At 76.2% G+C, this 307-nt stretch carries 1 protein-coding gene; it reads right to left on the minus strand.

Translation table 11 applies throughout. The features are described from left to right. Nucleotides 1-307, minus strand: a 307-nt coding sequence (locus tag C7C46_RS35725) for a hypothetical protein (RefSeq protein ID WP_181442696.1), incomplete at both ends; no start/stop codon positions are given.

Below are 307 nucleotides of genomic sequence, written 5' to 3' on the forward strand. Positions count from 1 at the left end.
CGGCGGACGGGGCCCGCTCGTTTTGTTCGGCCTGCTCGGTGCGGGCCAGGTAAGGGGCGAGCAACTCCTTGAAGCGCTCGCGCAGTCCGGCGGCCTCGGCGGGAGTGAGCAGGACCAGGGCGCTGAGCACGCCGGCCCCGGCCTGCCACTCGGGGCCCTCCTGGGCCACCTGGTCGGTGTGGTCCAGCACGGCGCGCACCTCGCGCTCCAGCACGGTGCGTTCGAGCTGGCGGCGCAGCAGCTGGTCCCCGGCGGCGGTCAGGCGCAGCTGCGGGCGGCGGGCGGTGACCTGCCACTGGCGCTCGCG

The organism is Streptomyces tateyamensis (assembly GCF_003205575.1).
Lineage (GTDB): Bacteria > Actinomycetota > Actinomycetes > Streptomycetales > Streptomycetaceae > Kitasatospora > Kitasatospora tateyamensis.